General features: G+C 63.4%; 22 protein-coding genes. 11 read left to right on the forward strand and 11 right to left on the reverse strand.

Annotated features, from left to right (window positions below):
• The first annotated feature begins 85 nt into the window (after positions 1-85).
• The gene (locus IB279_RS23640; RefSeq protein WP_060521713.1) at positions 86-1,081 is read left to right on the forward strand and encodes a GlxA family transcriptional regulator; all 996 of its coding nucleotides are present in this window, start codon (positions 86-88) and stop codon (positions 1,079-1,081) included.
• A 66-nt stretch (positions 1,082-1,147) separates the two neighbouring features.
• On the opposite strand, the gene IB279_RS23645 is transcribed toward IB279_RS23640, so the two are convergent.
• Both IB279_RS23645 and IB279_RS37985 read right to left on the reverse strand, forming a co-directional pair.
• Positions 1,148-2,086 carry an MYG1 family protein gene (locus tag IB279_RS23645; protein WP_060601492.1) on the reverse strand — a complete coding sequence of 313 codons (939 nt, stop codon included), beginning with the start codon at positions 2,084-2,086 and terminating at the stop codon, positions 1,148-1,150.
• A 277-nt stretch (positions 2,087-2,363) separates the two neighbouring features.
• Positions 2,364-3,071 carry an antibiotic biosynthesis monooxygenase family protein gene (locus IB279_RS37985; RefSeq protein WP_309142309.1) on the reverse strand — a complete coding sequence of 236 codons (708 nt, stop codon included), beginning with the start codon at positions 3,069-3,071 and terminating at the stop codon, positions 2,364-2,366.
• Between IB279_RS37985 and IB279_RS23655 the strand changes: the two genes are divergently transcribed.
• The 9 genes from IB279_RS23655 to IB279_RS23695 all read left to right on the forward strand — a co-directional run bounded on the left by IB279_RS23655 (position 3,028) and on the right by IB279_RS23695 (position 11,242).
• Positions 3,028-5,502, forward strand: a complete 2,475-nt coding sequence (locus IB279_RS23655) for a heavy metal translocating P-type ATPase (protein WP_060601495.1) — start codon at positions 3,028-3,030, stop codon at positions 5,500-5,502. The two genes, IB279_RS37985 and IB279_RS23655, sit on opposite strands and share 44 nt — an antisense overlap.
• Positions 5,503-5,601: 99 nt before the next feature.
• The gene (cueR, locus tag IB279_RS23660; RefSeq protein ID WP_034799282.1) at positions 5,602-6,072 is read left to right on the forward strand and encodes a Cu(I)-responsive transcriptional regulator; all 471 of its coding nucleotides are present in this window, start codon (positions 5,602-5,604) and stop codon (positions 6,070-6,072) included.
• Positions 6,073-6,165: 93 nt separating this feature from the next.
• On the forward strand, positions 6,166-6,555 hold the full coding sequence (locus IB279_RS23665; RefSeq protein WP_112974736.1) for a hypothetical protein: 390 nt from the start codon (positions 6,166-6,168) through the stop codon (positions 6,553-6,555).
• Positions 6,556-6,753: 198 nt separating this feature from the next.
• Positions 6,754-6,984, forward strand: a complete 231-nt coding sequence (locus IB279_RS23670; protein ID WP_060530272.1) for a hypothetical protein — start codon at positions 6,754-6,756, stop codon at positions 6,982-6,984.
• Positions 6,981-8,435: a TolC family protein gene (locus IB279_RS23675; RefSeq protein WP_060530271.1), complete on the forward strand. Its 1,455-nt coding sequence runs from the start codon at positions 6,981-6,983 to the stop codon at positions 8,433-8,435. The genes IB279_RS23670 and IB279_RS23675 overlap by 4 nt, the downstream gene beginning before the upstream one ends.
• Before the next feature lie 68 nt (positions 8,436-8,503).
• Positions 8,504-9,841 carry a multicopper oxidase family protein gene (locus tag IB279_RS23680; protein WP_060530270.1) on the forward strand — a complete coding sequence of 446 codons (1,338 nt, stop codon included), beginning with the start codon at positions 8,504-8,506 and terminating at the stop codon, positions 9,839-9,841.
• Between the two features lie 50 nt (positions 9,842-9,891).
• Positions 9,892-10,377, forward strand: coding sequence for a plastocyanin/azurin family copper-binding protein (locus tag IB279_RS23685; RefSeq protein WP_060530269.1), 486 nt, complete (start codon positions 9,892-9,894; stop codon positions 10,375-10,377).
• Between the two features lie 27 nt (positions 10,378-10,404).
• Positions 10,405-10,695 (forward strand): copper-binding protein, encoded by a 291-nt coding sequence (locus tag IB279_RS23690; protein ID WP_060521726.1) that lies wholly within the window; start codon positions 10,405-10,407, stop codon positions 10,693-10,695.
• Positions 10,696-10,777: 82 nt separating this feature from the next.
• On the forward strand, positions 10,778-11,242 hold the full coding sequence (locus tag IB279_RS23695; protein ID WP_034799270.1) for a DUF411 domain-containing protein: 465 nt from the start codon (positions 10,778-10,780) through the stop codon (positions 11,240-11,242).
• A 112-nt stretch (positions 11,243-11,354) separates the two neighbouring features.
• Here IB279_RS23695 and IB279_RS23700 read toward each other — a convergent pair whose 3' ends face one another.
• Together IB279_RS23700 and IB279_RS23705 are read right to left on the reverse strand one after the other, a co-directional pair.
• Positions 11,355-11,750: a VOC family protein gene (locus IB279_RS23700; protein WP_060530268.1), complete on the reverse strand. Its 396-nt coding sequence runs from the start codon at positions 11,748-11,750 to the stop codon at positions 11,355-11,357.
• Positions 11,751-11,875: 125 nt separating this feature from the next.
• On the reverse strand, positions 11,876-12,592 hold the full coding sequence (locus tag IB279_RS23705) for a phosphoribosyltransferase (RefSeq protein WP_309142311.1): 717 nt from the start codon (positions 12,590-12,592) through the stop codon (positions 11,876-11,878).
• Between the two features lie 156 nt (positions 12,593-12,748).
• Here IB279_RS23705 and IB279_RS23710 point away from each other — a divergent pair, with 156 nt between their 5' ends.
• Positions 12,749-13,924, forward strand: coding sequence for a M20 aminoacylase family protein (locus IB279_RS23710; protein WP_034799257.1), 1,176 nt, complete (start codon positions 12,749-12,751; stop codon positions 13,922-13,924).
• 136 nt (positions 13,925-14,060) lie between these two features.
• Here the strand turns inward: IB279_RS23710 and IB279_RS23715 are convergent, their stop codons facing one another.
• The 7 genes from IB279_RS23715 to IB279_RS23745 form a co-directional block, all read right to left on the reverse strand.
• Positions 14,061-15,818 carry an adenine deaminase C-terminal domain-containing protein gene (locus tag IB279_RS23715; protein WP_210338697.1) on the reverse strand — a complete coding sequence of 586 codons (1,758 nt, stop codon included), beginning with the start codon at positions 15,816-15,818 and terminating at the stop codon, positions 14,061-14,063.
• A gap of 26 nt (positions 15,819-15,844) precedes the next feature.
• A complete protein-coding gene (locus IB279_RS23720; RefSeq protein ID WP_034799255.1) occupies positions 15,845-16,765 on the reverse strand; it encodes a nucleoside hydrolase in 921 nt (306 codons plus the stop codon).
• 6 nt (positions 16,766-16,771) lie between these two features.
• Entirely contained in the window at positions 16,772-17,800 is a 1,029-nt protein-coding gene (locus IB279_RS23725) for an ABC transporter ATP-binding protein (RefSeq protein WP_060521736.1), read from the reverse strand.
• Complete coding sequence (locus IB279_RS23730; RefSeq protein ID WP_058323510.1) at positions 17,793-18,572, reverse strand: ABC transporter permease; 780 nt, start codon at positions 18,570-18,572, stop codon at positions 17,793-17,795. Before IB279_RS23730 ends, IB279_RS23725 begins: the two co-directional genes overlap by 8 nt.
• Complete coding sequence (locus IB279_RS23735) at positions 18,569-19,396, reverse strand: ABC transporter permease (RefSeq protein ID WP_034799251.1); 828 nt, start codon at positions 19,394-19,396, stop codon at positions 18,569-18,571. The genes IB279_RS23730 and IB279_RS23735 overlap by 4 nt, the downstream gene beginning before the upstream one ends.
• A gap of 104 nt (positions 19,397-19,500) precedes the next feature.
• Complete coding sequence (locus IB279_RS23740) at positions 19,501-20,523, reverse strand: PotD/PotF family extracellular solute-binding protein (protein WP_060521738.1); 1,023 nt, start codon at positions 20,521-20,523, stop codon at positions 19,501-19,503.
• On the reverse strand, positions 20,520-21,599 hold the full coding sequence (locus IB279_RS23745) for a LacI family DNA-binding transcriptional regulator (protein WP_060601508.1): 1,080 nt from the start codon (positions 21,597-21,599) through the stop codon (positions 20,520-20,522). Before IB279_RS23745 ends, IB279_RS23740 begins: the two co-directional genes overlap by 4 nt.
• Positions 21,600-21,934: the final 335 nt, after the last annotated feature.

Genomic DNA, 21,934 nt, shown 5'->3' on the forward strand with positions numbered 1-21,934 from the left:
GGCCGCCAGCGGCTACCTCTCCTGATATGTCCGAGCATGCTCGATAGGGAACGGGAGGTCTTGGCGGCACGAGCATGAAGGGCACATGACGACGACCATCAAATCCAGCGAGACACAGCCCGAACGTCTCAAGATCGGCTTCGTTCTGGCGCGGTCCTTCACCCTTTCGGCATTCGCGCTCTTCATCGACACGCTGCGACTTGCGAGCGACGAGCTCGACAAGTCCGGCCGCATCCGTGCCGACTGGCAGGTGCTGGGCAACACGCGGCATCTCATCGCCTCCAGTTGCGGCGTGCAGGTGGCGCCGACATCCGACCTCGTTGATCCCGCCGGGTTCAACTACATCGTCGTGGTCGGCGGCCTGCTCAACAGCAAACAGCCGATCGCCGACGACACCGTCCGCTTCCTCCAGAAGGCGGCGGCGCGCAAGGTGCCTCTGATCGGTCTCTGTACAGGGACATTCGTCCTTGCCGAAGCGGGCCTGATGACCGGGCACACCGTCTGCGTCAGCTGGCTTCATTATCAGGCGTTCCGCGAGCGGTTCCCCGATCTCAAGGTTCGCTCGGACCGTCTCTTCAATCTCGATCGCACCCGTGGATCCTGCGCTGGCGGCAGCAGTGCCGCCGACATGGCGGCCCATATCGTGCGCCTGCATATCAGCAAGGAAGCCGAGCGAAATGCGCTCGAGGTGCTGCAGATCGACAAGGCCCGCTCGCATCTTCATGTCCAGCCGAGAAAACCGCTGGCGATCGAGAGCAACGACCCACGCCTGAATGCCGCTCTCATCATCATGGAGCAGCACACGGACAACACGCTGTCGATCCCGGAGCTGGCCGCATCCGTCGGCTTGTCCCGACGGCAGCTCGAACGCCTGTTCATGGACAAGGCGAAAATGTCGCCGGCGCTCGTCTATCGGAAGTTTCGGCTGGAACGCGCCAAGCATCTGCTGACGCAGACGAAGGCGCCGTTGATCGACATCGCGCTCGAAGTCGGGTTCGAGAACGCCGGCCACTTCTCGCGGATTTTTGCAAAAACCTACGGTCAATCGCCGAGCAAGTTCAGGGCCACGCTTTCGGCGTGACCCGTCCCAGGCGATCCTGCCGACAACGCACCGGCCATAGCCGCCGCCGTCGGCTCATCAGTTTCCTCAAGCCTGACCGCTGCCCGCCGATACTGCTTCCTTGACGGCGAGCTCGGCCATGGCCAGTGCTGCCTCCCGCGTCGCTGCCGCCGCGATGAAGCGGCCGTTGTGGCAGAACCGCGCGCCAGCCACGCCGCAAGCCGCCTCCAGCTCGCCGTTCGTCAGGCCGGCCCAGGCAGCCGGCAGATCGGCGCGCAGCTCAAACCCTTCATCGGCCTTGCGAATGCCCGTCAGGCACCAGTCATTCTCGCGCGGATGAACGACGAACAACAGGTGGTCGGCGCCAGCTTTCACGATCGCCGGGCGGAACGGCATGCCCCGCGGCAGTTCGAGCACTCGGCTCTCACCGGCAAGGGCGATCTGCTGCAGCACGAGCGCCTCGGCCCGAAGCTTGGCGGCGCGTTGCGACACGCCAGCCTCGACGAAGGCGCGCGCGATCGAAAGGGCCTGATGGAAGCTGCGGTCCTCGGCCTCCTGGCCGGATTCGTCGAAGACAGGCTTCAAGGTTTCCAGCAGCGCCGACAGCGTCAGCCCCGCCAAGGGGCCGGCCACGGAGGGGTCGAGCGCGCCGTTATCGACCAGATCCACCGGCAGCACGAAGCGCGCATCGAAGGCCGCATGGACCGCCTCCGCATGGGCCTCAGGAACGCCGAACGCTGCCAGATAGGCGCGACCGTAATGCTTCCAGATCAAGCCGAACGAACTGTAGGGCTGGCCATCCTCTCTAACCGGCGCCCCGCGCTGATGATGATCGAACAGCCCGGCCCCGGCATCATACTGGCCACCAACATCATAAATGATGCGGTCCGCCCCGGGCTTCAGCCATTCCGACGCCCGGCTGCGAACGAGGCGAGCCTCAGGGAAAAGCCGCGTAAGGATGACGCTGGAAAGCAGCTCGTCGGCGTGGAAACCACCGGAATGTGTAACGAGAAAGTCTGGGATCATTCCGAATGGCCTTATGGTTCGTGACGCGTGTGTGCGGCACGACATAGCCATTGCCCGCGGTGACCTCAACCCGTCATCGCGCCTTCGTCGCAGTGTTCTGCCCTCAAGCTATCCAAAATCCGGCGCTAGATGTCGTGCCAGTCCTGATGCTGCCCCACGCGTTCGCAAGCCGACGACATCACTGTCATCAGGTCCGCGACCTTAGCAGCCAAGGCCGACCTCCCCGTCAACCAACCGACGGAGCTGTTGCCGTCACACCTTGCGCAGCAACATTGCCCTAACGCGCCATTTCGAAGATCGCCTCGCCGGAAATCGGGTCCGTGACCCCGAGATCCTGGCTGAGTTCCAGGAGCGTATCGCGGAACGTGTCGAGGTTCGCCTTCATCATGGGCCGTGCCGCAGCGATCGCTTCAAGGCTTTCCCATTCGGCAATTGAGAAATACGATCCATCCGCTGACTTGCTGAGCGCCATCTTTCTCAAGCCTTCAAAGTCGCGACCAGCGCTGCGAAAAAGCTGCTCAAACCGTTCCTCTTGACCGGGTCTCACGCGGAAACGGACACAATTATAAGCCGTCATCCTAACCTCCCTATGGGACGCAACTTCTACAGGATGGATCCGATGCAGTTCACTCGCAAGAGGCACGCGAAGCACGGTCGCAGCCTTGCGATCGCCGGCAAACCGGGAGCAATTCGAACTGCGCTTTGACAAACCTGCCGAGCTTCGCGGCCAAGCTTGCGTCAAGGCGGCGTCCATCGTGCATCGCCGGCAATTATCGCTGCGGTGGCAGACCTCTCCCAGCCGCTCTGAAGATGGCGTGCAGAAATCTCTTTTGTGCCCTTGACCTTCCCATCGTTGGAAGCCCCATGTTGTGACAAAAGACAGAGAAAGGAGCACGATCATGGGATCTGTGACCCCCATTAGAACAAACGACCTCGAAGCGATGTCCGCCGCCGCAGTGAGCGCCAGCATTCCCGTCGAGGGCATGACCTGCGCATCCTGCGTGGCGCGCGTCGAAAAAGCTATTCGCGCCGTGCCTGGTGTGACCGAGGCCTCGGTCAACCTCGCAACGGAACGCGCCGACGTCCGCTTCGATGCCAGCACCAAGTCCGCCGATATCGTCAAGGCGATCGAGAATGCCGGATATGGTGCGGCCGAAGACACGATCGAGCTCACCATCGAAGGCATGACCTGCGCGTCCTGTGTCGCGCGCATCGAAAAGGCGCTGAAGACCGTTCCGGGCGTCACCGAAGCCAACGTCAATCTGGCGACCGAGCGCGCTTCGGTGCGCATAACCAGGGGCATCGCCACCGCCGCCGCACTCGAAGAGGCGGTTCGCGTTGCCGGTTATGCCGCCAAGCGCATGACCGGCGACGAAAGCGTCGACCGCGAAGGCGAGAAGCGCGAACAGGAGACGCGAAAGCTTGCGCGCGCGCTGCTGATTGCCGCTGTCTTGACGCTGCCGATCTTCGTGCTCGAAATGGGCTCGCACTTCATCCCGGGCGTGCACGAATTCGTCATGAACAATATCGGCATGCAGGAAAGCTGGTATCTGCAGTTCGCGCTGACGACGCTGGTGCTCTTCGGCCCGGGCCTGCGTTTCTACCAGAAGGGTGTCCCCGCCCTCTTCCGTCTGGCGCCCGACATGAACTCGCTGGTCGCGATCGGCACCTCCGCCGCCTGGATCTACTCGGTCGTTGCCACATTCGCGCCGGACCTTCTGCCCGACGGTACCGCCAACGTCTACTATGAAGCTGCAGCCGTCATCGTCACCTTGATCCTGCTCGGCCGGTTCCTCGAGGCGCGCGCCAAGGGCCGGACCTCCGAGGCGATCAAGCATCTGATGGGTCTGCAGGCAAAGACCGCCCGCGTCATCCGCAACGGCGAGACGGTCGAGGTGCCGCTGTCCGACGTGCAGACTGGCGACACCGTCGTCGTGCGCCCGGGCGACCGGGTTCCGGTCGACGGCAGCGTCCTCGACGGAAACTCCTATGTCGACGAATCGATGATCACCGGCGAGCCGGTTCCGGTCGAAAAGGTGGCCGGCAGCGAAGTCGTCGGCGGCACGATCAACAAAACCGGCTCCTTCACCTTCCGGGCCACCAAGGTCGGCGCCGATACGGTGCTGGCGCAGATCATCAAGATGGTCGAGCAGGCCCAGGGCGCCAAGCTGCCGATCCAGTCGCTGGTCGACCGCGTCACCGCCTGGTTCGTGCCAGCCGTCATCGCGATTGCGCTTTTGACCTTCGGCGTCTGGCTGGTCTTCGGTCCGGATCCGGCGCTCACCTTCGCGCTCGTCAACGGCGTCGCCGTGCTGATCATCGCCTGCCCTTGCGCCATGGGCCTTGCCACCCCGACCTCGATCATGGTCGGCACCGGCCGCGCCGCCGAAATGGGTGTGCTCTTCCGCAAGGGCGAGGCGCTGCAGACGCTGCGGAACGCCGCCGTCATCGCCGTTGACAAGACCGGTACGCTGACCAAGGGCCGCCCGGAGCTGACCGACCTCGAAACCGCCGAAGGCTTCGATCGTGATACCGTGTTGACGCTGGTCGCCGCCGTGGAAACCCGCTCCGAACACCCGATCGCCGAAGCAATCGTCGACGCAGCCAAAGCAAAGGGACTGGCGATCGCCGAACCGGCCAGGTTCGAGGCAATCCCCGGTTTCGGCGCCAGCGCCGAGGTCTCGGGCCGGACCGTCCATGTCGGTGCCGACCGCCTGATGACGCAACTGAAGCTCGACGTGTCGGCCTTCGCCGACCAGGCGGCCCGCCTTGGCTCGGAAGGCAAGAGCCCGCTCTATGCCGCGATCGACGGCAAGTTGGCGGCGATCATCGCCGTTGCCGACCCGATCAAGGAAACGACGCCGCAGGCGATCCGCATGCTGCACGATCTCGGCCTGAAGGTTGCGATGATCACCGGCGACAACCGTCGCACCGCAGAGGCGATCGCGGCCAAGCTCGGCATCGACGAGGTGATCGCCGAAGTGCTTCCAGATGGCAAGGTCGCGGCTCTGAAGAAGCTGAAGCAAGGCGGACGCGCGGTCGCCTTCGTCGGCGACGGGATCAACGATGCGCCGGCGCTCGCCGAAGCCGATGTCGGCCTGGCGATCGGCACCGGTACGGACGTCGCCATCGAGAGCGCCGACGTGGTGCTGATGTCCGGCGATCTCCTGGGTGTGCCGAATGCGATCGCGCTGTCCAAGGCGACGATCCGCAACATCAAGGAGAACCTGTTCTGGGCCTTTGCCTATAACGCGGTACTGATCCCGGTTGCCGCCGGCGCGCTCTACCCGGTCTACGGCCTCTTGCTGTCGCCGATCTTTGCGGCCGGTGCCATGGCGCTGTCGAGCGTCTTCGTGCTGGGCAACGCCCTGCGGCTTCGGGCCTTTCGCCCGGTTGCCGCAGCACAGGCGGCCTAGGTTCGATCGTCTCCCCGGCTATTGCCAGCATGGCGGAAGCCGGGGAGAGCCCTTATATTCTCAAGGGAATGGCCGCACGGCGGTAAAAAGGATGACATCATGAATATCGGCGAAGCTTCCCGCGCCTCCGGCGTCTCGACGAAAATGATCCGCTATTACGAGACGATCGGCCTCATCCCGCAGGCCGACCGCAGCGAAGCCGGCTATCGCAACTATGGCGACAACGACGTCCATACGCTGCGCTTCATCCGCCGCTCGCGCGATCTCGGTTTCACTGTCGAGCAGATGGCGGACCTCTTGGCGCTCTGGCGCGACCGCGAGCGCGCCAGCGGCGAGGTCAAGAAGATCGCGCTCGAACATGTCGAGATCCTGGAGCGCAAGGCCGAGGAGCTGAAGGCGATGAGCCGGACGCTGAAACATCTCGCCGCCCATTGCCATGGCGACGGCCGCCCGGACTGTCCCATTCTCGAGGATCTCGCCGACGCCACGAACGCGCCGACGAAGGCAACCGAGCCCGCCCGCTTCGGTACGGCCGGCATCGATCCGGTCCGCAACCGGCGGCACGGGTGACGACGAGTGCGCATCCTTGAGCCTCACGCATTCGTGACGGCGCCAGGCGCAAGCATCATTGACAGGAATCAAAGGCGTTTCTACGGATCGATCATGGAGAACGTGCGAACCACATATCTGCGTTTGCTGATAGTGCTGAAGCTGGCGATCGCTTTGTCGCTGGCCGTGCTGCCTTTTTCCACCGCCTCCGGCATGATGCATGCGGCCGCGCACGGCTCGATGCAGATCGAGGCAGCCGCCAATCCGATGCAAGCTGCGACCGAGCATTGCCCGAGCCTCGACAAGGGCAAGGTGAAGCCGGCAAAAGAAAGCGGCAAGTCGGACAAGAAGGATTGTTGCAAGACCTTCTGCGCCGCCGTGGCGGTGCTCGGCGATGTCGACGGAAGCCATCCGGCTTTCCCGCGCTCCATCCGCAATTTCGGCCCGCACCCGCAGCTCACCCCCGGTGAGCTCGACGGCCTTCATCGTCCCCCAAGAGCCTGATTTCGTGAATCCGTGACCGCTGCTGCGGGTCTCCGTTGGTCTTGGCCGACGGAAGGATCTGCAGTGGTGCGAAGCGTTGCCGTGGTTTCCGCGTGTCCGATGTGACGCTCGACCACCTCTAGCGCCGTCCGCGACAAGGCTCGCCCGGTTTCGTCCGGTCGATCGCCGGCCTCTGCCATTCACATTTCAGGTTTGACCATGAAACGTTTGTTTTCCATGGCGCTCCTGCCCATGATCCTGGGCGGATGCGCTGCCACATTGCCTGCCGAGGTCTCGAGCCTTGGCGATCCCGCCAATAGCACGAACGGCATTCGAAGCACGCAGTATCGCAGCCCCATTTCGGGCTACACTCACCGCGAACCGACCGGCCCCAAGGCCTGGGGACCGCTCAACGACGCACAGTCGACCGCCAAGGGAGACGCGTCATGAGGCTTCGCAAGCTCAACCTCGCGGCCGCCATCGGTCTGCCCCTCGTGCTCGCCGGCTGCGTGACCGAATACTCGGCCAAGGACGCGGGCTTCACCACCGTGGATGCCAAGGTCTCGACGGCCGCGACCAAGAAAAGCGTCTGGATCCAGAACCGCGAACAGGCAGACAAGGTCAATGCCGAGGTCAAGGCGCTCCTGAAGCGAAAGACAATCGACGCCGACACCGCCGTTCAGGTCGCACTCCTCAACAACAAGGGCCTGCAGGCCGCCTATGCCGATCTCGGCGACGCGTCGGCGGATGCCTGGCAGGCGACGTTGTTCCTCAACCCGACTGTCTCGATCGGCACGACCGGGATCGGCACACCGGAACTGCAGGCCTACAAGGCGATCGAGGGGCTGGTCACCACCAACATCCTGGCGCTCCTGACCCGCGACAAGACCATCGCGGTCGCCGACGCGCGTTTCCGCCAGGCGCAGCTCAACGCCGCGCTCAGCACGCTGCAGCTGGCCGCCGAAACCCGCCGCGCCTGGATCGAAGCGGTTGCCGCATGGGAAACCGTCGCACAACTGAACCAGGCCCAGGCGGCTGCGGACGCCTCCTCGGAACTCGCCGCAAAACTCGGTGAGACCGGCGCCATGGGCAAGGGCAACCAGGCGCGAGAGCACGTCTTCAACGCTGAACTCGCCGGCCAGGCAGCCGAAGCCCGGCTTGCAGCCCGTCTTGCCAAGGAAAATCTGACGCGACTGATGGGTCTCTGGGGTAGCGATGTCGACTACCAGGTGCCGAACCGCCTGCCGAACCTGCCGAAGAACCTGGCCCGCAAGGACAGCATCGAGGCCGAAGCGCTGAAGCGCCGCGTCGACCTGCAGATCGCCCGCCTCGATCTCGAAGCCGTGGCCAAGTCCTACAGCCTCACCGAGGCGACCCGCTACGTGACCGACCTGGAACTCGTCGCCGGTGCGGAGGCGGAACGGGAGAAGGAGGATCATGGCACCAAGGTCGAGACGACCGGCCAGTTCGAGCTCGAATTCGTGATCCCGATCTTCGACAGCGGCAATGCGCGCATGCGCAAGGCCGAGCTTGCCCATATGCGCTCGGCGAACCTGCTGGCGGAAAAGGCGGTCAACATCCGCTCGGAAGCACGCTCAGCCTACGAGGCCTATCGCTCGCGCTACGACATCGCCCGGCACTACCGCAACAACGTCGTGCCGCTGCGCACCAAGATCGAGGAAGAAGCGACGCTCAGCTACAACGGCATGATCACCAGCACCTTCGAGCTGCTTGCCGACGTCAGGGCCAAGGTCAATTCGACCGTGCTCTCCGTCAACGCGAAGCGCGATTTCTGGCTGGCCGATGCCGATCTGATGACCGCAATCCACGGCGGCGGATCGGGCGGCTCGGCTGGAGGCGCGGCAGCGCCCGCGGCAGCGGAAGCCGGCGCCGGACACTAGGGCGGGAGCAGGAAAAGTGTGTGCGGTTTTCCGTACGCATCCCGCCCTAAATCAAAAAAGGATCAGATATGTTCAACAGAAGAAACTTCCTCGGCGCCGGTGCTGCTCTCGTTTCGACCGCCGCCTGGGCCCAAACCTCAAACTCCGGCCTGCCCGAAGCGGCAAGCATGGACAATGCCGCGACCCAGAAGCCGCTCGTGCCGACGAGCGGACCGGACTACAACCCGGTCGTCACCCTCAACGGCTGGACATTGCCGCACCGTGTGAACAACGGCATCAAGGAATTCCACCTTGTCGCCGAGCCGGTCGAACGCGAGATGGCCGACGGCATGACCGCCTATCTCTGGGGCTATAACGGCCAGTCGCCAGGCCCGACAATCGAGGCGGTCGAAGGCGACCGCGTGCGGATCTTCGTCACCAACAAGCTGCCGGAACACACCACCATTCACTGGCACGGCATGATCCTGCCTTCGGGCATGGATGGCGTCGGCGGCCTGTCGCAGCCGCATATTCCGGCCGGCAAGACCTACGTCTACGAGTTCGACCTCGTGAAATCCGGCACCTTCATGTACCACCCCCATGCCGACGAAATGGTACAGATGGCCATGGGCATGATGGGCTTCTTCGTGGTGCACCCGAAGGATCCAAACTTCATGCGTGTCGATCGGGATTTCGTGTTCCTGCTCAATGCCTATGACATCGATCCCGGCACCTATGTGCCGCGCATCATGGAAATGACCGACTTCAACATGTGGTGCTGGAACAGCCGGATCTTCCCGGACATCGACCCGCTGGTCGTGTCCAAGAACGACCGCGTGCGGGTCAGGGTCGGCAACCTCACCATGACCAACCATCCGATCCACATGCACGGCTACGACTTCGAGGTGACCTGCACCGATGGCGGCTGGGTGCGGCCGGAGGCACGCTGGCCGGAAGTGTCGATCGACATTCCCGTCGGCGCCATGCGCGCCTACGAATTCGACGCCAAGTACGAGGGCGACTGGGCGATCCATTGCCACAAGTCGCACCACACGATGAACGCGATGGGCCACGATATCCCGACCTTCATCGGCGCCGACAAGAAATCGGTCGCGGAAAAGATCCGCAAGGTGAAGCCCGACTACATGCCCATGGGTACGGCCGGTATGGCCGACATGGGCGAAATGGAAATGCCGCTCCCCGACAACACGATCCCGATGATGACCGGCTGGGGTCCGCACGGCGCGTTGGAGATGGGCGGCATGTTCTCGGTGGTGAAGGTGCGCGAAGGTATCTCCGCCGGCGATTACAGCGATCCCGGTTGGTACGAAAACCCGCCGGGAACACAGGCCTGGGAATGGACCGGCGCATTGCCGGAACCGACGCGGGCCAAGGATGCCAAGACCGTGCTCACGCCCAAACCGTGAGAGGGCGGCCGACTGCAATGACCTCTTTCAAATCCATCAGGAACATTACGATGAAGAAATCAGCACTCGCTCTGGCGCTCGTTATCGCCTCCGCCCTTTCCTCCCAGGCGCTCGCCAGCGGCAGCCACGCCGGCGGCCACGACAAGGTGTCGATCGGCGAGCCCGGCGACAGCAAGAAGTCGACGCAGACGATCCGCGTCACCATGAAGGAAACCGACGACGGCAAGATGATCTTTACCCCGGCAACCATCAAGGTTCGCCAGGGCCAGACGGTCCATTTCGCCATCAAGAACGCCGGCGAACTCGCCCACGAATTCGTGCTCGACGACAAGGCGACGATCCAGGAACACAAGATCACCATGGAGAAATTCCCCGACATGGAGCACGACGACCCGAACGCCATCCGGCTCGAGCCGGGCAAGTCCGGCGACATCTACTGGACCTTCACCAACGACGGCACCTTCGAATTCGCCTGCCTGGTGCCGGGCCATTACGACGCCGGCATGCATGGCCCGCTCGACGTCGTGAAGAAGTAGCCCGAGAAAACAGGAAAGGATGAAACCATGAAAACCGTAGGCAAACTCCTCGCAGCGCTCGCATTGGCTGTTTCCACCGCCACCTTCTCCCTACCCGCCCAGGCCGCGGAGTTCACCAAGGGCGTGGTCAAGAAGATCGACACCAAGGCCAAGAAGGTGACGATCGACCATGAGGATCTGAAGAACCTCGACATGCCGGCCATGACCATGGTGTTCCGCGCCGATGACGCGGTGCTTGCCAAGCTCAAGGAAGGCGCGTCGATCGAATTCGTCGCCGACCGTGTCAACGGCAAGCTGACCGTGACCGAGATCAAGTAGCAGCGACAAACTGCCCGGGTCGACTTTGCGCGGCCCGGGCGCCACAATCCTGAGATCAGGCAAGAATGGAAAGGAATGTTCGATGAACGTATTACGCAGGCATTTCGTGGCGGGCACGATCGCGGGCATCACCCTCTTTGCGACGGGCGCCGTCGCGGCAACCGGCACCATGGCCGTCTACAAGGATCCGCAATGCGGCTGCTGCGAACAATGGGCCGACGCAATGGAAGCGGCCGGCTACAAGGTCGAGGTGCGCGATGAAGCCGACATGTCGGTGATCAAGACGCGCTTTGCGGTTCCTGCCGACATGGAAGGCTGCCATACCGCCGTCATCGACGGCTATGTCATCGAGGGCCATGTACCGCTCGAAGCGGTCAAGAAGCTGCTGGCCGAAAAGCCGGATGTCGCCGGCATCGCGGTTCCCGGCATGCCTTCAGGCTCGCTCGGCATGGGCAACGATCCGCAGGCCTCGTACGATGTCTACACGATCGCCAAGGCGGGCGGCGCGAAGTCGACGGTTTATTATCAGGTCCGGCCGGCGAACTAAGCAGTTCCCCACCGATCGGCAGTCTCCGAGGCTGCCTTCCATGAACAGTTCGGGCATCTCTGCGATCGCGGCGGTGCCCGAACGCCGATGAAGCCTGGCCGTTGGATGGACGCTAGACTGTCGTGCTCGCGGCTCCCAGATCCTGCGGTTCTCCGATCTCGACGGCATGTCCGTCCGGATCATGAAAGCGAAAGACGCGCTGGCCCCATTCCTGGCGCTCGACCGGATGGATCAGGTCCACATGCGGTGCAATGCGCGCGAAGGCCGCGTCGACATCGTCATCTTCAAAGTAGAGAAGCACGTTTCGTCGGCCATAGGCTTCGGCGGAAGACAGCTCCTGCCGCCAGATGGTCCGTTCGAGCGAGCGTCCTTCATGGATGGCAAAGCCGCCCACGAAAAGCACGAAATTGCCGAAGTCCTCGCGGATCGTCAGACCGAGTGTCGTCTCGTAGAAGGTTCGCGATCGCTCGATGTCGCTGACAAAAGGGATCGGATTGATGAAGCGCATGAATTCCTCGCAGACGCGGCCGATACGACGAGACGAGGCTAACGCGCATGTCTCAAGAGGCAAAGGAGTTCATTCGCGGAAGGGTACAAATCCGCGCCGGCCACAGGCTTACAGCCGGCGCGAGATCACGCCCTTCGCCAGCTGCCGTCCCCGTTGCGGGTAAGCATCGGTGTCTGGAAAACGCCGACCACGCGCTCGGGCCAGTGGGGCGCGAGGTCCGCAAGCGGCTGGCGCCAGCGCTCGGTCTGCAGCATAGCCGCACCGATCGCGACCGGCTCGATGCCGCAGGCTTTCATCAGCGTCAGCCCGGCAAGGATCGACGTGCCGCTGGAAATGACGTCATCGATCAGAGCCACGCGCTTACCCTCAAGCAAGGGCAACATTCGCGGATCGACGTAGAGACGCTTCTTCTGGTCGGGCGTGGTGATCGAGGAGAGCGGCACGGAGAGATCGTCGACATACCAGAACTTCTTGGACGTCCCGAGTGGCACGTAGCGGCTGTGGCCGAGCTTGCGGGCAACGGTCGAAGCGAGCGTGAGGCCGAGCGTCGGCAGACCGGCGACGACTTCGGGCTCATAGGGGGCGAGCTTCGCCGCAAGTTCCGTTGCCAGTGCGTCCTCAACAGCAAAGCTCGCCTGATTGACGATCAGCGAGGCCAGCGCATGTTTGCCGTCGGCGAGTTGACGGATCGGCAGGAGAATCTGCCTGCCATCACCGAGGGACGCCGGGAAGAAATCGCGATAACCCGCCTGAATATCGAAACTTTTCGGCGGGTAGATTTCCTGCCAGAAGTCGTGGGGCTGCATCGGTCCGGTCCTCGTCTGCGCGCTTTCGCCCGAAATGAAAGGCGATCAAAAAGGCCGGCTTGCTGTTCTGGTTCCGGCCGTTTTCGTCTATACCGTTTGCGACTTCGATCAAACCGAAAGGGCGCTGCGGCTCAAGCAAAGCACGCGGAATTCACAAGCCCTTCGCGCAATGAAACATGGGAATGCCTGACGATGCGCCTGCCAGACGGAATAGCCGACGACCTCACCTTCCTCACCGACTTCCGTCGCGACCTGCATGCCCATCCGGAACTCGGCTTCGAGGAGGTACGCACCAGCGATCTCGTTGCCAAGTGGCTTGAGGAAGCGGGTCTAAAGGTCCACCGCGGCTTGGGAAAAACCGGCGTCGTCGGCACGCTGCAGGTCGGCAACGGCACACGCTCGATCGGCCTTCGCGCCGATATGGACGCGCTCGCCATGCCGGAGATCGCCGACCGTCCCTACAAATCCCGCGAGGCCGGAAAGATGCATGCCTGCGGTCATGACGGCCACACGACAATGCTGCTCGGCGCTGCCCGCCATCTGGCTAAGACCCGCAATTTCTCCGGCACCGTGCACTTCATCTTCCAGCCTGCCGAGGAAGGGCGTGGCGGTGCGAAACGCATGGTCGAAGACGGCCTCTTTGAACTTTTCCCCTGCGACGCGGTTTACGGCCTGCACAACATGCCGGGCCTTGACCCGAACGAGATAGCCGTCGTCACGGGTCCGCAGCTTGCCTCTTCGGATAGCTGGCGGCTCACCTTTCGCGGCGTCGGCACCCATGGCGCCAAGCCGCATCTTGGCCGCGATCCGGTGACGGCCGCCGGCACCTTCCTTGCCTCGCTGCAGTCGATCGTCGGCCGCGTCGTCGATCCCTTACAGCCAGCCGTCGTCAGCGCCTGCTCCGTGCGCGCCGGCGACCCGAAGGCGCTCAACGTCATCCCCGATACGGTGGAAATCGGCGGCACGGCCCGCGCCTATACGCCTGAAGTGCGCGATCAGCTCGAAACGGAGATCGGCCGGCTCGCGCGTGGTACCGCCGAGATGTATGGGATTTCCGTTGACTACGAATTCGAACGCCGCATTCCGCCCGTCGTCAACGACGCCGATGCCACTGCTCGGGCGTTGAGCGCCGCTCAGGCGGTGTTCGGCAAGAAGACCCGGACGTCATTTCCACCGTCGACCGCCGGCGACGATTTCGCCTTCTTCGGGCTGGAAGCGCCCGGCTGTTACGTCTGGCTCGGCAACGGCCCCGCCGTCGACGGCGCGCTGCACCACAACACTGCCTATGATTTCAACGACGACGCGATCGGTCCGGGCGCCACCTTCTGGTCGACCCTCGTGGAGCAGGAACTGGCACGCGCCGAGTAACGCTTGCATCGCGAAGAAGCAGGCGGGAGCGTGCGATCTCAAGGATTTAGAACCTGCGCTTGAAGGGCGAGGCAAGCTGTCATACGGAAATGACGTCGGACTTCAACGGCCGCCCTGCCTGGGCGGCCGTTGAATGTCAGGCTTCAAGGATCTCCAGGATCGGGCTTTCCATGACCTTGCCCGTCGCCACGTCGGCGATGCCGCGATCGGTCTGGTGCGGTCCGGCATTGCAGGCGAGCGTCGCGCCGAAGCAGGCCTTGAAGACCAGGTAAGGCGGCTGCCAATCGACGATGCGGCCGACTGCTTCGCGGAGTGCGGCAAAGCTATCCGCCACCTCTTCCAGCGGCTCCTCGGAGACCAGCCCCGCGAGCGGCAGAGGCAGGAGTGCATCGACCTTGCCGCCGGACACAGCGGCCATGCCGCCACCGGCAGCAATCACCGCGTTGGCGGCGACCGCCATATCCTGCGCATTGCCGCCGAAAACCGTGAGGTTGTGGCTGTCATGCGATACCGTGGTTGCAAAGGCGCCGCGCCAGGCGCCCCAACTCGACAGCAGACCCACAGCCGGTCGGCTGTCGGCGCGCCCGTGACGATGCGCCACGGCGATCAGAGTCGTCCCCTCGGGCGGAACGACGAAGCCGCCCTCGACCGCGGCAACGGCATCGCCCCATTGGGTAAAACGCGGCCGGTCGATGGTCGCGACGCGGACCTTCGTGCCATCTGCTGGAATGCGGAAATCGTTCTCCGACAGCGGCGCGATCTTCATCGTGCCGTGCAGGGTCTCGGCGGCGATGCCGCCGAGCGGCTCGATCATCCGTCCGGCGTCTGCAATCGACTTGCCGTCGACGATGACCGTGCGCGCACGGAAATCAGCGAGATCTTCGAAGATCACGATGTCCGCCCGACGCGCTGGCGCCACAAGTCCAAGATCATGCCGGCCCTGGCGGACCGCGCCGTTCAGCGTGGCTGCCCGAAGCGCCCATTCGGCGGGCAGGCCATAGCGCACCAGCCGGCGAACGACGTCGTCGAGGCCGCCGGCATGGGCAAGATCGTCCGGGAAAACGTCGTCGGTGCAGAGCGTTACCGTCTGAGGAAGATGGCCCAGAGCCTTGATCGTTTTGACGAATTCCGGCAGCAGGTGATCGTGCGAGCCGCGCAGTTCGATCGAAAGCCCTGCCCTGAGTTTTGCCAGCAGATCGTCGCCGGAAACGAGCTCATGGTCGGAGCTGACGCCGGCGGTCACGAAGGCCTGGAGATCAGAGCCCGCAAGGCTGCGCGCATGGCCATTGACCGGCTTGCCGGCGGCAAGCCCCGCCTGAACGATCCCGGTGATCCGTGCCTCACCGTCGATGACGCCGCGCATGTTCATCATTTCGGCGATGCCGCCGATTTCCGGCCAGCTCAAAATGTCGGCGATCACATCAGCGTCGAAATCGGCACCGGCCAGCTCCAGGCCGGGTGCTGACGGCACGCTCGACGGTGCCAGCAGCACCGTGCGCAGCGGCAGATCGCGACTGGCGTTTGCGGCCCAGCGCACGCCGGCCACACCGTTGACATTACCAAACTCATGCGGATCCCAGACGACGGTCGTCACGCCACGCGGCAGCACCGCATTGGCATAGGTCGCCGGCGTCACCATCGAGCTTTCGACGTGCATATGGGTGTCGATCAGACCGGGCGAAACGTAAGCGCCCGTCGCATCGATCATGGTTGCCGCATCGGAGCGCGTGCCCGGTTCGTGGACACTTGCGATCAACGATCCAACAAGGCCGATATCGGCCGGGCGAAGCTCGCCCGTCACCACGTCGACGAGCGTACCGCCCGAAATCAGAACGTCGAACGGTTCAGCACCACGCGCTGCCGCCACTGCCCGGCTGCGGAGCGCCGCATCCATCAAGTCCTGAGGCTGCTCTATGGAACTCACTTCTGCGCTTCCTTCATCAAAGCGCCCAGGATCTGAGCCCTGGTCGTCTCGACATGGGCATCGACGGCATATTCGGCATTGAAGATCGCGTGGCTTTCGCGCGTTTCGACGACGGTGCGCCCGCGGGCCAGCGTCCCTCCGAGTTCGACATCAATGCGCGCCTTGCGAAACGAGATTGCGCCCGGATTGACGAAGGCAACGGCAGCGCAAGGGTCGTAGATCGCCATGCCCGGCCGGCCGCGACTGGTGCCGATCGAAATGAAGCCGGCAAGCAGATCGGCGATGAGGGCGGCATGGACGCCACCCGCCGAGCGGATCGGCGCGACGTCATCGGGGTAGGCAAAGACCTTGCGGCAGAGATCGAGATCGACCATGCGCAGCGGCAGGCCATGAGCGATCACGATCGCCAGCGCTTCCGGATCGGCGAAGGCGTTGAATTCGGCAGATGCCGTATGGTTGCCGCTGGTGACGCCGCCCCCCATCCAGGTGAGGTCGGTGATCCGGCTCGCCAAGTCCGGACGGGCAAGGCAAAGGGCAGCGAGATTGGTGAGCGGCCCGAGCGCCAGAATCCGCTTCGGCCCCTCCTGCTCCAGCCAGGCGCAAAGTGCCGCAAAGGCGTCGCTTACCGGCAAGGCGTCGGCCTCCGGCAGCGTCAATCCCGCTGTCGGCATGCCGGCTTCGCCAAGGATGCGTTCGGCAGTTTCGAGCTTGCCGAGCACCGGCAGGGCGCGCCCCTCATGGATGGGGAAAGCCCAGCCGAAAGCGCGCGCGGCGCCGGCAGCGTTGCGCTTCACCTGGTCAAGCGGCGTGTTACCGAAAACCAGCGAAACGCCGTCGATCTCTTCACCGGCATGAAGGACGACAAGCACTGCGGCAATGTCGTCGAACCCCATGTCCGTATCGATCCAGACACCCATCGGACCTTACCCGAACTTCTTGAGGCGTGCGGCCTTCTCGACCGGCAGGTCGAAGGCAATGGCAGAACCGGTTTCACGGGCTGCAAGTGCTGCATCCTCTTCCGCCTTGATGGCGCCGAGCGGCGTATCGAGCAGGTACTCGCGCGTGCTGCCGGAGAAAGAGGCTCCGCGCACGGTGCCTTGGAAAGGACCTGAACCAAGGGTCACCATGCGCGGACGCCACGCAAGCCCTGCCGTGTCAGGCGGCAGGGATCCGGAAAGATCGATCGGGCCGTTCTCGGCCTTCAGCTTGCCGCCCTCGACGGCAAAGATGTTTTCGAAACCGACGAAGTCGGCGACGAAGCGCGAGATCGGGCGGTTGTAGATATCCTCGGGCGTGCCGATCTGCTCGATCGCGCCGTTCAGCATGACGACGATGCGGTCCGCCAGCGACAGGGCCTCGCCCTGGTCGTGGGTGACGAAGATCATCGTGACGCCGGTTTCCTTCTGCACCCGCTGCAGTTCCGTGCGCATTTCGAGGCGCAGACGAGCGTCGAGGTTCGACAGCGGCTCGTCGAGCAGCAGCACCTTCGGCTCCATGACCATGGAACGCGCCAGCGCGACACGCTGCTGCTGGCCACCGGAGAGTTCGCCCGGCTTGCGGGCGGAAAACTTCGAAAGCCCGACCGACTTGAGACCGGCGGTCACCTTGCTCTCGATCTCGTTGGCCGGCAGCTTCTTCAGCCGCAGGCCGAAGGCGACGTTTTCGAACACGGTCAGGTGCGGAAACAGCGCATAGGACTGGAAGACCAGGCCGACCGAGCGCTTGTTGGCGGACACGCGGGTGATGTCGGCACCATCGAGCTTGATCGCGCCGGACGCGGGCGACAGCAGGCCGGCGATCGAGCGCATCGTCGTCGTCTTGCCGCAACCGGAGGGCCCAAGGAAGGCCACCAGTTCGCCCTTGCGGATCGAAAGGTCGAGGTCCTTCACCGCAACGGTATCGCCATAGGCGAGCGTCAGTTTTTCAAGGCTGAGGAAGGGGGCGTCAGACATAGCGAGAGAATCCCAGGAAGCGTTCGGCAAGAAAGACGATGCCGATGGACATGAAGGCGAGCAGCGCGGAGAGGGCGGCGACCGACGGATCGTAAGTGATCTCCATGTAGGAGAGCATGTCGATCGGCAGCGTGCGCACGCCCGGGCCGGAGAGGAAGAGCGATACCGGCACCTGGTTGAAGCTCGTGACGAAGCCGAGGATGAAGGCGGCGAGGATGCCGCTGCGGATGTTCGGCATCACCACGCGGAAGAAGGCGCCGGCGCGCGAGGAGCCGAGCAGCACAGCCGCCTCCTCGATATCGGAGCGCAGGTTGTTGAGGCTCGCCGAGACGACCCGTACCGCATAGGGCAGAACCAGCGCGGTGTGGGCGAGAAACAGCGTCAGCGTGATGTTGAGGCCAAAGGGCACAACGATGTAACGCAAGAGCGCCAGGCCGACGATGATACCGGGCACGATGATTGGCAGCGACACGATCGTGCGGATGGTTTCGCCAAACGGCAGCTTGTAGCGCGACAGGGCGTAGGAGGCGGGAACGCCGAGCACGAGAGCGGCCGCCGTTCCGCCGATCGCCAGCAGCATCGAGATCGCGAAACTTTCCTGGAAGCTCTCGACCGTGAACACCTTGGCGACCCACTTGAGCGAGAAGCCCTGCGGCGGGAAGGCCAGCGTCTCGCCGCCGGAGAGCGACGCGGCGACGATGATGAAGAACGGCCCGATCAGGAAGCCGATCACCAGGAAGAGGACGAGGGGTGAAAAGACGCGGGGTGTCATCGCTTGTTCCTCGCGGTGGCAAGCCGTTTCAAAAGAAGATTGGCGGCAAAGCTCATGACGATCAGGATGAAGGCGATGACGCTGGCCGCGACGAAATCGTTGGCGACGGTGACGCGCTGATAGAGCAGCGTTTCGAGCATCAGCACCTTGGAGCCGCCGAGGATCGCCGGTGTGATGTAAGCCGTCAGCGAGCCGGTGAAGACCAGGGTACCACCAATAACAAGGCCCTCCTTGGTGAGCGGCAGGATCACCTTGAAAAACACCTGGAACCAGTTGGCGCCGAGTACGCGGGCAGCCGGGATCGCATCCTTCGGCATGTTTTCGAGCGCGCTGATCAAGGACAGGATCATCAGCGGCAGGAAAAGCTGCAAGAGACCGATGAACACGGCGGTCTCGGTAAACAGGAAGCGGATCGGCTCATCCGAGAGGCCGACAAACTGGAGCGCCTGGTTGACGATGCCGGTGCGGCCGAGAATGACGATCCAGGCATAGGTGCGGGCAACCGACGAGATCATCAGCGGCAGCACGACAAGGCCGATCATCTGTCCCTTGCTGCGCGGCGTCAGATTGACGATCGCAAAGGCGGCGGCATAGCCGATGACCGCCGAAACGACGGTAACCATCAGGCCGAGCCGGAAGGTGCGTAGGAAGACGGTGCGGTTCAGCGGATCGGAAAAGAAGGTCGTATAGGCCGACAGCGACCAGCTGTCGGCGCTGCGAAAGCCTTCCGCCAGCAGGATCACCACTGGCGCCAGAAAGACGATCGCCGCAAAGACCGCTGCGGGCAGAGCGAGCGCCAGGGCTTCGGCGCGGTTCTGGAACATCCTTCTTCCTTTCAAGGCATTCCTGGGCGCGTCTCATCGCGCCCGTCGCATCAGGTCTCCACCGGCGATCACGATCCGCCGGTGGAGGTCGCAATGGCTTGGTCTTACTGGCCGACCTGGGCGTTCCACTCCGACAGCCACGCTTCGCGGTTGTCGAGGGCAACGGCCGACGGGATCAGCTTCAGGTTCTTCACGGTCTCTTCGCCGTAGGTGAGGTTTTCGGCGATCTCGGGCGAAACCTTCACGTCCTTGTTGGCCGGGCTGTCGACCAGCTTTTCGGCAAGTGCGGTCTGGATTTCGGTCGAGAGCCAGAAGTCCATGAACTCAAGCGCCAGATCCTGGTTCTTGCTGCCCTTGGTCAGCACCATGACGTTCATGCCGCCGGTCTGGCCTTCCTTGGGCGTTGCCCACTTGATCGGCAGGCCGAGCTTGGTGAAACCTTCCCAGGAGAAGCGACCGATCGGAGCGGCCCAGATTTCTTCCTGCTGCATCAGCTGAACGAGCTGGGAGGACTTGACGTAGAAGGTGACGATATCGTCCTTCTTGGCGCCGACGGCGGCAATCGCTTCCTTGAGGTCAGGCGTGTTCTTGCCGATGGCTTCGCCGACCATGTAGAGCGCCGGCGGGCCCTGGTTGGTGGTGACGTTCGGGAAGGCGACGTGGCTGGCGTTCTTGTCGCTCAGGAGATCGGCCCAGGAGTTCACTTCCATCTTGTCCGAGCGATAGACGATCGAGGTGGCATAGAAGGTGTAGCCGACGCTCATGCCGTCGCCGTTCGGGTCCTTGGCGAGGTCGTAGAGCTTGTTGAAGTTCTGGAGCTTCGAGGTGTCGATCTTTTCGATGAGATCGGCGCGGGTGGCCGAAAGCGCGTCGGCCATCGAGACGACGGCCATGTCGACGACCGGGCTCGCCTTGTTGGCTTCCATCTTGGCGAGGCGCTCGACGCTGTTGCCGGTTTCGACGACGAGCTTGCAGCCGCACTTCTGTTCGAACGGAGTGTAGACCAGTTCCTTGAATGCGTCCTGGGCAAAGCCGTAGACGGAAATGGTGAGCGTCTTTTCCTGAGCGGATGCGACAGGGGCGGTAACGAGCAAGAGCGCGCTCGAGGCAAGCAAGAACTTCTTCATGGCTGGTGTCCTCCTTCGGTGACGGATGTAGCTGCGGTGGCAGTGGTAAGAACGGGTTGAGACGCGGGCGGTGCCGCGGCCGATTGCCGGACGACCAGATGCATCGGCACCTTGGAGGTCGCCGCCGTAACCGGTGCGCCGATCGCCGGATCGGACGGGTCGCGCTCGCTGATCGCCTTCACGAGCGCTGCGACGGCGATCGCCGCGATCTCGGTCATGTCCATGCGCGCGGTCGTCAGCGCCGGCGTGATGACCGGCGACCAGATCAGGTCGTCGAAACCGGTGACGCTCGCCTTTTCCGGCACGTTGATGCCGGCGCGCTGCAGCTCGGTCAGCGCCCTCAGCGCATGGAGATCGGAGATGCAAGCAAAGGCCGTGTAGCCTTCCGCCACCTTGTCGGCGAGGCCGAGCGGACAGCCCTTGCCGGCCGCCTTTTCCAACGGCTCGATCCAGAGCGTATCGGCATGGGTGCCCTCGCCGAAGACCGAGCGAATACCGCCGGCGCGGTCGTTCTGCACGTTCGAGGCGGGATTGTTGCCGATGATCATCACGCGGCGGTGGCCGAGAGCCTTAAGGTGTTCGCCAATCTGCCGGCCGCCACCCCAATGGTCGGCGGCGACCGTGTTGCCCGGCGTCGAGGGCGTATCGATGACGGCGACCGGACAGCCGACATCGGCAATGCGCGTGCCGCGCCGCGGCACGATCACGAGGCCATCAACGTCGCGATCGATCAGGCGCTCGATCGCCTTGGTCTGGGTCGAGACGTCGCCGCGCGAGTCGGCGATCAGCACGCCATAGCCCGAGGACGAAGCCGCAAGCTCGATTGCCTGGGCGATCTGCGGGAAGAGCGGATTGGCGATATCGGGAAGCACGAGGCCGAGAACACCGGTGCGGCCGGTGCGCAGCGCCCTGCCCGCCTGGCTCGGCACATAGCCGAGCTCGGCAGCGGTCGCGCGGATCTTTTCCACCATCTCGGCGGAGACGCGCCCCTTGCCCGAGAGCGCGTTTGAAACCGTCGCCGCGGAGACGCCCAGCGTTCTGGCAATCCTCGTCAGTTTTGGTCCGGAACGCGCCAAGTCAGTGGTTTCCGCTATCGCGTGATTAAACGATTAATCAGCCGATATATCAGAATCTTCCGACTGTCGAATCCTTTTGTCGACTCGTTGCATTTTGCAATTTTCGAGGGAAAAGATTTGCGAACAACAATCGATTTCCGCTTGGCGCCTGGCGTTCACAATCAGCGGAAGGAGTTCACGTCAATTCCTCAAGCGCCAACGGGCCGTCCAAAGTCTGCCTGATATATCTCCGCCGACACCGAGCGATGAAAAGCGAAACACGCATCTGCCCAATCGCCGCAATCGCGGGTACAAATTTCAACTTCGCCTGACAAAAGAAATCAATTTTCCCACTA

Source organism: Ensifer sp. ENS06, assembly GCF_014852205.1.
Classification (GTDB): Bacteria; Pseudomonadota; Alphaproteobacteria; order Rhizobiales; family Rhizobiaceae; genus Ensifer; species Ensifer adhaerens.

Excerpts from the sequence above, each read along its gene's own strand:
- IB279_RS23640 (WP_060521713.1), top strand. The coding sequence starts at position 86 with ATGACGACGACCATCAAATCCAGCGAGACACAGCCCGAACGTCTCAAG.
- IB279_RS23645 (WP_060601492.1), bottom strand. The coding sequence starts at position 2,086 with ATGATCCCAGACTTTCTCGTTACACATTCCGGTGGTTTCCACGCCGAC.
- IB279_RS23655 (WP_060601495.1), top strand. The coding sequence starts at position 3,028 with ATGTCCGCCGCCGCAGTGAGCGCCAGCATTCCCGTCGAGGGCATGACC.
- IB279_RS37985 (WP_309142309.1), bottom strand. The coding sequence starts at position 3,071 with ATGCCCTCGACGGGAATGCTGGCGCTCACTGCGGCGGCGGACATCGCT.
- cueR (WP_034799282.1), top strand. The coding sequence starts at position 5,602 with ATGAATATCGGCGAAGCTTCCCGCGCCTCCGGCGTCTCGACGAAAATG.
- IB279_RS23665 (WP_112974736.1), top strand. The coding sequence starts at position 6,166 with ATGGAGAACGTGCGAACCACATATCTGCGTTTGCTGATAGTGCTGAAG.
- IB279_RS23670 (WP_060530272.1), top strand. The coding sequence starts at position 6,754 with ATGAAACGTTTGTTTTCCATGGCGCTCCTGCCCATGATCCTGGGCGGA.
- IB279_RS23675 (WP_060530271.1), top strand. The coding sequence starts at position 6,981 with ATGAGGCTTCGCAAGCTCAACCTCGCGGCCGCCATCGGTCTGCCCCTC.
- IB279_RS23680 (WP_060530270.1), top strand. The coding sequence starts at position 8,504 with ATGTTCAACAGAAGAAACTTCCTCGGCGCCGGTGCTGCTCTCGTTTCG.
- IB279_RS23685 (WP_060530269.1), top strand. The coding sequence starts at position 9,892 with ATGAAGAAATCAGCACTCGCTCTGGCGCTCGTTATCGCCTCCGCCCTT.
- IB279_RS23690 (WP_060521726.1), top strand. The coding sequence starts at position 10,405 with ATGAAAACCGTAGGCAAACTCCTCGCAGCGCTCGCATTGGCTGTTTCC.
- IB279_RS23695 (WP_034799270.1), top strand. The coding sequence starts at position 10,778 with ATGAACGTATTACGCAGGCATTTCGTGGCGGGCACGATCGCGGGCATC.
- IB279_RS23700 (WP_060530268.1), bottom strand. The coding sequence starts at position 11,750 with ATGCGCTTCATCAATCCGATCCCTTTTGTCAGCGACATCGAGCGATCG.
- IB279_RS23710 (WP_034799257.1), top strand. The coding sequence starts at position 12,749 with ATGCGCCTGCCAGACGGAATAGCCGACGACCTCACCTTCCTCACCGAC.
- IB279_RS23715 (WP_210338697.1), bottom strand. The coding sequence starts at position 15,818 with ATGGATGCGGCGCTCCGCAGCCGGGCAGTGGCGGCAGCGCGTGGTGCT.
- IB279_RS23720 (WP_034799255.1), bottom strand. The coding sequence starts at position 16,765 with ATGGGTGTCTGGATCGATACGGACATGGGGTTCGACGACATTGCCGCA.
- IB279_RS23725 (WP_060521736.1), bottom strand. The coding sequence starts at position 17,800 with ATGTCTGACGCCCCCTTCCTCAGCCTTGAAAAACTGACGCTCGCCTAT.
- IB279_RS23730 (WP_058323510.1), bottom strand. The coding sequence starts at position 18,572 with ATGACACCCCGCGTCTTTTCACCCCTCGTCCTCTTCCTGGTGATCGGC.
- IB279_RS23735 (WP_034799251.1), bottom strand. The coding sequence starts at position 19,396 with ATGTTCCAGAACCGCGCCGAAGCCCTGGCGCTCGCTCTGCCCGCAGCG.
- IB279_RS23740 (WP_060521738.1), bottom strand. The coding sequence starts at position 20,523 with ATGAAGAAGTTCTTGCTTGCCTCGAGCGCGCTCTTGCTCGTTACCGCC.